This window comes from Bacillus cihuensis (assembly GCF_000504145.1).
GTDB classification, from domain to species: domain Bacteria; phylum Bacillota; class Bacilli; order Bacillales; family DSM-1321; genus Peribacillus; species Peribacillus huizhouensis.
Genome location: NZ_KI632500.1, coordinates 81953 through 90798, shown reverse-complemented (window position 1 = coordinate 90798; position 8846 = coordinate 81953). Strand labels below are relative to the sequence as shown.

Below are 8846 nucleotides of genomic sequence, written 5' to 3'. Positions count from 1 at the left end.
TTTTTCTTAAATTTCACTAATTGTAGGAGAAATATCACTGAATTTACTCTTAAGTATCACTAATTCAAGGTGAACTATCACTAATTTTACTCTTAAGTATCACTAATTTTACGCACTATCCTACTTTTTTCTTAAATTTCACTAATTGAAGGCGAATTATCACTGAATTTACTCTTAAGTATCACTAATTCAAGGTGAACTATCACTAATTTTACTCTTAAGTATCACTAATTTTACGCACTATCCTACTTTTTTCTTAAATTTCACTAATTGAAGGCGAATTATCACTGAATTTACTCTTAAGTATCACTAATTCAAGGTGAACTATCACTAAATGAAGGCGAACTATCACTAATTTTACTCTTGGATATCGTTAAACGAAGGCGAACTATCACTAATTTTACTCTTGGGTATCGTTAAACGAAGGCGAACTATCACTAATTTTACTCTTGGGTATCGTTAAACGAAGGCGAACTATCACTAATTTTACTCTTGAGTATCGTTAAACGAAGGCGAACTATCACTAATTTTACTCTTGGGTATCGCTAAACGAAGGCGAACTATCACAATTTTACTCTTGGATATCGCTAATTCAAGGTGAATTATCACCAATTTTACTCTACTTTAACGAGTTAATGAAATCACTATATTCTAATATTTACTAACTATCACCTTTGTGCTAAATTAGTGATAGTAAAGTTGGGTATGATTGGAGGATATTATGGATAGTCTGGTTGCTTCACAGCAAAATGAGATTAGCGTTATAGATACTAAAAATTGGGTAACAAAATCCAATGAATTAATCGAGAGTACATATAAATTATCATTACAAGAGCAACGTATCCTTTTAATAATGGCATCTAAAGTGCAACCACAGGATGAAACATTAAAAACATACCGATTCCGAGCGAAGGAGATTATTGAAATTATTGGTATTAAAAAAGGTACAAGCTACTATACTCATTTGAAAGAAGTCGTAAATGGATTACAGAGAAATGTATTAACCATAAAAAAAGATGGGATACAAAGAAACTATAGTTGGCTGATCACTTCTATTTACGAAGAAAATGAAGGATATGTTACTTTACAATTTCACCCTGAGCTAAAGGATTTCTTTCTTGAGCTAAAAGAGAAGTTTACTACATATCAATTGGAAAACGTAGTTAGCTTGAATTCTGTATATTCAATTCGAATCTATGAATTACTAAAACAATATGAAAAAATAAAAAAGAGAGAAATGACCGTCCAGGAACTCAGGAATTACTTGGCGATTGAAGTGACTAAATATAAGCAATATGGACATTTTAAAAGTAAAGTACTTCTTGTAGCTCAAAAGGAAATAAATATGAAAACTGATATTCAAATGGAATTCACTGAAATAAAAACAGGACGAAAAGTAACCAGTATTGAATTTAGAATAAATAGTAGAGTGAATAAAAAGGTAAAGGAGTTACCAGTAATAAACACTGATAATGACGTGAAAGTACCTATAAAAGAACAATTAATCAGTCTAAAGGTTCCTAATGACAAATTAGATTGGCTATTAAATGAATTTTCGGAAGAACAAATAAAAAGAAACATTCAATACGTCTTAAATAGAAATGAAAAAGGCGAAATACAATTCATTGGCTCGTATACGGTAAAAGCAATACAAAATGATTATGGCAAGGTTAGCTTAAAAACAGAAAAATCTCCGAATTCTAGAGAACAAAGAAAAGCTATCCGAACAGAAGTATTGCCAGACTGGTTAGAAAAAAATAAATTGTTAGAAAATGGGGCATTAGAACAGAAACAAGCGCTTTATTTTGAAGAAAGAGGGTTGCAAGAGGAATTTGAAAGTAAAGCATTTGAGATTAGAATTCGAGCAGTAGAAATGGAAAAGGAGCTATTTAATGTAAATGATGAGGAAAGATTAAAGGAAATTGGGATGAAAGCAATTATTAACTTCTTCAAAAACGATAACAATAACAGAAAAATCGTTGGACTAGAACCTCAAGAGGTAAGTGATATCTTAGATCCCGAACTTAGGGACATCTATAAGTACTTACTAGAGGAGTTAATTAATAATTAATTCTTTATACTTAATCATCTACTTAAAAATCTTATCAGTTAAGTGATTTTATAACTAATCAATTCCATATAAAATAATTTGGAATGAAAAAATTTTTTCAAGTAAAGAACTTTATAACACTTTTGTTGTATGAAAAGTATATTTAGACATAAAAACACCCCGTAAATGTTAGTTGATGTCTAACATTTACAGGGCAGTTCAATATAACAATTTTATTTACCACAGCAAGGTTTCTGTTTTTTTGTAGTTGTGCGTTTTACCATATTCTCTTTCCACTCATGATTACATTCTTCACAGAACCACCATACAACCATTATTGAATTAGGAGCATACCCGTAAGGATCTCTTTTATTTTTGGTAGGATGCCATTGCTTTGCTAAATATGGATAGTGGCCACCAAAGCTTTCTTCTGGAAGAAAACGCTTTCCTGAACAGTAAGGACACTTGGTTAAATATGCTGTTCTGGACTTCACAGGAGTTTCCCAGATATGTCTTTCGTTATTTCCACATTGCCAAGTTATTCTTTTCCCCGATTTAGAGGATAGACTCCAGGGATTAATTATTTCATTCAAGCTAGGGTGCCATTCTTCGAGCATTTCTGGGAATAATGCAGCAAAGCTTTCCTCTGGTAACACTCGAGTCTTTGAGCAGTACGGGCAACCCTCACCATTATGAGTCCGTCTACTAATTCCTGTTTCCCATATATGCCGTTCATCCCTCTTGCACAGCCATGTCACTTTTTTCCCTGATTTAGGTGTCAACTGCCATGGGTCTACTCCTTCGTTCAATTTTGAGTGTAGCTCTGAGAGCAATTTTGGATGTAGGGCAGCAAAGCTCTCTTCTGGCAACACTCGTTTTTTAGCACAATAAGGACAGCCTTCTCCTCTTATACGAGACCAAACGGGCATATCCCAGATATGGTTCTTTTCCCTTTTACAGCGCCACCATACTTTGTCCATAGGTTTTAAAAATGGATCATCAGGATTAATTCCCTTATTTTGTTCATAACACCATTCTTCCATAAGTTTAGGATATTGAGAAGCAAATCCATTTTCAAAGTATGTTCTTGTACCTGCACAATATATACAAGTTGCTTTTCCATTCACTCGATACGCAATACTCGTTTTCCATACGTGCTCTGAATTGTTTAGACACATCCAATACACAGGTTCTTTGGAGTTTGGTAAAACATCATTTGGTGTTACATCTCCATTTAATGTTGGATGCCATTCCGCCGCAATTTCTGGATATTTACCCTGTAATGAAGATAATTGATTTAAGATTTTGCTTCGGCAAACTGGACAGCCTTTGTTTTTTCTGCCTGTTCTATTATATATTTTCTCTTTCCATTCATATCCACATGAACAAATCCACCAAGCCTGAACATCTGATCCATATGTAATTCCGTATGGAATGTTTGCTTTATTTAACTTTTGATGCCATTGGGCAGCTATATCAGGGTGTGTTGTAACAATAGAGTTACAAATCGGGCAATTTCCCCATCCGTTTTTTCGTTGTTTCACTGGTGCTTCCCACTCATGACCTTGATTACATTGCCACCATACAACTTGATGAGAATTAGCAAAAATATGTTCTGGACTTACTACACTATTCTTTGTACGGTGCCATTCTGCTGCAATTTCTGGAAATAACACTTTTAAACTTTTTTCTTTTTTATTAGTACGGTATTGACTCAAAATTTCTAATCGGTCATTATACGAAGAAATAGATTGCATGGCTTTTCGAATCATGTCTTTCTTCTTTTCATATATTAATGGATATTGTTTTTGGAGATGCAAATCCAAGGAAATAAAAATTTCAAGAATCACTCTATTTAAAGATGAATAATAACGACCCTGCGAATAATAATGAGTCAACAATAATGCATCATGTAATCGTATAAATGGTAATCCATCAGAACGTACACGTATCAATTGGACTCCCGCTTCTTTCAGAACATAGTTTTTCTGTTCATCGTTTTCCTGTTGCCTGTCTCTATCATGAAAAGGTCTTCCGTCATACTCAACAGCAAATTTAACAGATGGAATATAGATGTCTATTTCTTGCTTTTTATCTTTAAAAGTTTCAAGATAAAACTTATTTTCAGAGTCTTCCATCACTTGTTTCAAGTAAAAATGAATTGCCTGTTCTGGAAAAGATGACTTTTGAGCTTTCCAACACTTTGGGCATCCTCGATTAAATCGATCTACTACTCTTGCTTGCCATGTGTGGGCTTCATCAAATTGGCATTGCCACCATACACGTTCCGTTGAACCAAACACTACTTCATAAGGCGTCTGCTCTCCATTTAATTTAGGATGCCATTCTTTCGCAATGTCAGGATAAACAGTTGCTAAGCAGTTATCATCACATACTTTTTTATTACTACAATATGGACACCATGAATTAGAATTTTTAATATCGTTGGGTATTGCTTCAAACCTGTGTCCTTTTTGACACTCCCACACCAGAGCCGTCATAATATTTACATAAATTTCTGATAAACACTTACCATGTTTTAGTTGAGCAAGTTTATGCATATCTTCAATCGACAGTCGATTATGTGTTGTACTTTTGTATAATTGTTGCGAAAGACTCACTTCTTCTTCTTCCAAGGATTTAAGTATCTGTTCTACATATTCAGGAGTTAATTTTCTAACCTTAGCACAGAATGGACACCAGCTATTTTTAGATTTTAAATCATTCAAACGTGTTTGAAAGATATGCCCTTCCCTACACTTAAAAAATAACTTTTGCTTATTATTAATATATCTTTTAGATAAACAGACTCCCCCCTTGGCTTGAGCGAGTTTTTGTATTCCTGCTATATCCTTCCTTACAGGCACATTCTACACATCCTTAAAAATCTTTCAGTCAATTTATTGTAGCTTTTAAATAAAGTTTAATTAAAAAAGTTCAACAAACCCATATTCTACGGCACAAAAAAAGAATCCGATTGTTAAAGTTGTTTATTTTTCCCCTTCCGTTTTCTTCTGCCGACCAATATAGCAACTAACATAAATCCCCATCCTATTATATCCATAATGACATTACCTATATCGCCAATGCCATAAATCGTTAGCCCAATCAAAAAAGCACCAATAAGAATAAGTGGCATTGCAAACAAAAACCTCAAATTATTCAACCTCCATATGTAGGATTTAAATATTCCTATTGAAATAACCTGTCATTTATCTGATTAAAGACCAATAAAAATGGACTGCTAATACAGCCCATAAATACTCAATTCTTGCGCCCTTGTCATTTTTCTAATCTTGAAGAAACTTATTTTCATGGTAGTTGAAGAAGCTACGGCTCACCTTATCGTCACTTCTTGGCTTACTAATACAAAGTAATTTCTGCATCTTAACCACCCTAAAAAAAATAGAGAAACGACTTCATCGCTTCTCTTTAAATTTATTTAGTGGAGATTATTAACTTCTTATTCATTTTGGATAGAATAATGAAAATTTACATCAAAGGTCACTAAGGTAATTCTCACAAATTGTGAAAAAAATCTCATGAATTATGAAATGATTCTCACGAAATATGAAAAATCATGTTATATGAAAAAAAGTTCTTTACTGCGATGCTGTTAAATCCTTTAGAATAAAGGTAGCAATTTATGTAACAAAGTAATAAAGTTCTTTACTAAATGTAATAATCTTAACAATATAGGCAAGTTTTATAATATAAAAGTTCTTTACTCATTTTACATATATTAACTTACTTTAGCTTTAAGCGAAAAAAGTTACCAATCGCTTATTCTCGTTACTTCAATAAGAAATTAATCAAGTAAAGCACCATTAGTTTAAGTACATTTCTTCACAAGCTATTCAACGGTCCATTCGAATAAAGTTGAACTCTTACAAACCCAAGATCAATTATGTTTGTTTTGTTAGCCAAACAAAAAGCACCCTAAGGATGCTTATTTTATCATTTTAATCTTTCCTCAATTTCCAAGGTCGGGAAGTAATCACCATACGCATTTGTTTCCTTTTCATTACGATTCATACTGATACTTCCTATATTAGCATATGTAACAGTTAGTATTTGCCAACCTTCATGGTTTAATAACTCATCTGATAATTGACTGTATCCATTAACTGCCATATCCTTAGCGGAAAATAGTTCGTTGGGTACTAATACAATAGTTGCTATTATTTCACCATTTTCAACAGAAACGTAATTTAATTTGTCATTTTCTCCAATAGAATAATACTCAATAATTTCTTTTACTTTATCAACTGTAATTTGCTGTTGTGATTGTTCTGCTTCTGTGGCTGCTTTTGCGTCCGCTTTAGCTTTAGATGCTGCCTCTGCTTCTTGTTTTGCTTTTTCTGCCGCTAAACGATTCTCTTCGGCAGCCTTAGCTTCAGCTTCTTTTTGTTTCTGCTCATCTTGCATTTTAAACCATGGAGCTGCTTCATCTACTTTCGCTTGTAAATCTTTATTTTTTGTTTCAAGGCTTGCTACGGTTTCTGTTTTAGCAGACAATTGTTTCTTTAATTCATCTACCTTAGCATTCGCACTATCAATTTGCTCTTGTGAAGGACCAACAGCGGCTCCAATACTAAGAGCAATCAATGCTGTTATTACATACTTCCATCTCTTTTTTAAAAATTCTAAAACCACTTTCAATTTGTAACTCCCCCAAAAGTATTTTCATATGATGCCAGTCCAATTTTACCAGAATAATATTAAAAAAGAACTAGACTTTTTTAATTTCTTCCAATTGTCAATGAATCAATATCCTCAACAACAGTAACGGACTTCCTAACTGGTTAGGGGTTCTTAAACCATAGGAAATTGAAAACTCCTTCTTCAACTAACTTGCAACGTTACTTTAAGTACAATTCATCACAATCTCCCGCCTATAATGGAAATAAGCGCTGTTCCTTGTTACAGAAAAGCGCCCGATTGTTGAATTTCATTTTTATTAATTTTTATCGTTGTACCATGTAGTAAATTTACCAAGTAAATTTAAGCCCTTATAATTTCAACTTCTTCCTACTTCTTCATTATTCATTTATCCAATATAAATTATTCTGGATTTTCTTCTTTTGGATTAAGTAATGATGCTGCAAACCCTGCTATCGCTAATCCTCCAAAAATGTATGAAGATGTAATTACATCGTTATCATCATCCTTAATCTTAGAAAATGGTAATTGAGAAAACGTATTTACAAATAAATTAGGAAATACTTCTCCCCAGACTGTAAGTATAAAAGATATAGCAGTAGCTACTATTAGTACCCACATTATCCCTTTGCGCTTTTTATCTTTAAGAGTATATATAACATAAATTGTGGCTAGAAAGGTAAACACAGCCCCGGACTTATTAGCGAACTTTCCGAATGTTTTAAAATCCTCTGGACTCTCTCCACCAATCATCATTACCCATAATCCATAAATAGTTAATAGAATTCCTGCAATTAAACTAGTCCCAACTAAAAAGAAAAAAAAATCCCTAACACTCTTTTCCATGCTCCAAATTCCCCTTCCCAACACTTATAGCAAATTTATCCTATTCGAAAGTTATTATTAAGTCAATAAGTGGTGTTTAAACTAAACATTAATTAAAATAATTTCTTCTATAAATACTGAAAAATGAAAGCTATTCATTACGTAATATGATGATGTTCCACAATCTGGCCCTATAACGGAAAAAAGCGATCTTCTTTATTGAAGAATCGCGCCCGATTGTTTCTGTAAAGTCCCCCGTTTATTACATTCATTTAATTTGCCTTGAGTTCTAGGTATTTATTCACCAACGGTACCGTCTCCATCACGATCATCCATAAATTTATAGAGCCAATGGTCCGAGGTGATGGGCATACTGTAACCCGCTGCTTTTGCTTCTTTAATTGTTACTTGACCATTTCCATCTGTATCAACGCTAGAAATATCTTCAGCGCCATTCGAAGCATTGGACTTATTAGAACTAGTTGACTTATTTGAGTTAGTTGATTTACTTTCTGTTAAGCCTAGAGATTTATTTATTTCATCAGGGTTGCCGTTATCAAACTCATCCACAATCTTATTACCTTTTAAAGTGTAAGTGTACTTATAGTGAGAAGGAATCTGTGTTTCCGTATTAGGATATGTGATAATAGCTTCAAAATTAGTAGCCCCGCCAGCTTTACGAATGGCATCCTCCATATATGCTTGATCACCATGTCGGTTGAGCGTACTATTTTGTGGAGTAATATTATAAGCATTCGATACCCCTCCGAGAGAGTCCGCAATGATATGTCCTTCATCTAAATCTGCTCTTTCGACACCAGGAACTTTTGCTTCATCAGAGTAATATCTGCCAGACGATGTTACAGGTTCGGTACGGTCATCTTGTAGAATGATTTCGTCAGCAATGACATGGACTAGTTGCCCAAATTCATTCGTGAAGGCCCAATACTTTCGGTCCCCATAACCAATGTCAACAACGACGTTAGGTTCACGATGTCCAGACAAATTACCACCATCAACTTCAATAATTTTGTATCCCGAGAACAGGTCATTATTTTGTTCGGTTGGTGTTTCTTCCACTACTGGTTCATCTACAACCGTTGTGATCGTCTCTTCTTTTGCGCTATTATTTGAATTTGTTTCAACTTTGGTTACATCTTGTGAATCTGTTTCTTTATCTGTAACGGATGCATCTTCTACGTTAGTACAACCAACTATAAAGATGGCAGTTAGAATTAAGATTAAATAGTTTATTTTCTTTTTCATTTTAGGACTCCTTATAGTATTTTTTACTGAACATTCTAGAGAG

At 33.6% G+C, this 8846-nt stretch carries 5 protein-coding genes and 1 pseudogene; 1 reads left to right on the top strand and 5 read right to left on the bottom strand.

Annotated elements, in window-relative coordinates; genetic code table 11:
- Nucleotides 1-721 precede the first annotated feature (721 nt).
- Nucleotides 722-2071 carry a replication initiation protein gene (locus V179_RS0125420; RefSeq protein ID WP_034302611.1) on the top strand — a complete coding sequence of 450 codons (1350 nt, stop codon included), beginning with the start codon at nt 722-724 and terminating at the stop codon, nt 2069-2071.
- A gap of 212 nt (nt 2072-2283) precedes the next feature.
- Here V179_RS0125420 and V179_RS29395 read toward each other — a convergent pair whose 3' ends face one another.
- The 5 genes and pseudogenes from V179_RS29395 to V179_RS0125395 all read right to left on the bottom strand — a co-directional run bounded on the left by V179_RS29395 (nt 2284) and on the right by V179_RS0125395 (nt 8803).
- Nucleotides 2284-4917: a zinc-ribbon domain-containing protein gene (locus V179_RS29395; protein ID WP_028393958.1), complete on the bottom strand. Its 2634-nt coding sequence runs from the start codon at nt 4915-4917 to the stop codon at nt 2284-2286.
- 113 nt (nt 4918-5030) lie between these two features.
- Nucleotides 5031-5207, bottom strand: a complete 177-nt coding sequence (locus tag V179_RS30875) for a serine kinase (RefSeq protein ID WP_152534825.1) — start codon at nt 5205-5207, stop codon at nt 5031-5033.
- Nucleotides 5208-6007: 800 nt separating this feature from the next.
- Nucleotides 6008-6346 (bottom strand): annotated as a pseudogene (locus V179_RS32260) (hypothetical protein); the annotation flags it as partial.
- A gap of 768 nt (nt 6347-7114) precedes the next feature.
- Nucleotides 7115-7558 (bottom strand): hypothetical protein, encoded by a 444-nt coding sequence (locus V179_RS0125400; protein WP_028393957.1) that lies wholly within the window; start codon nt 7556-7558, stop codon nt 7115-7117.
- 276 nt (nt 7559-7834) lie between these two features.
- On the bottom strand, nt 7835-8803 hold the full coding sequence (locus tag V179_RS0125395) for a DNA/RNA non-specific endonuclease (protein WP_028393956.1): 969 nt from the start codon (nt 8801-8803) through the stop codon (nt 7835-7837).
- Nucleotides 8804-8846: the final 43 nt, after the last annotated feature.

Bases quoted from the DNA above. Each gene is read 5' to 3' on its own strand.
- V179_RS0125395 (WP_028393956.1), bottom strand. From the start codon at position 8,803: ATGAAAAAGAAAATAAACTATTTAATCTTAATTCTAACTGCCATCTTT.
- V179_RS0125400 (WP_028393957.1), bottom strand. From the start codon at position 7,558: ATGGAAAAGAGTGTTAGGGATTTTTTTTTCTTTTTAGTTGGGACTAGT.
- V179_RS0125420 (WP_034302611.1), top strand. From the start codon at position 722: ATGGATAGTCTGGTTGCTTCACAGCAAAATGAGATTAGCGTTATAGAT.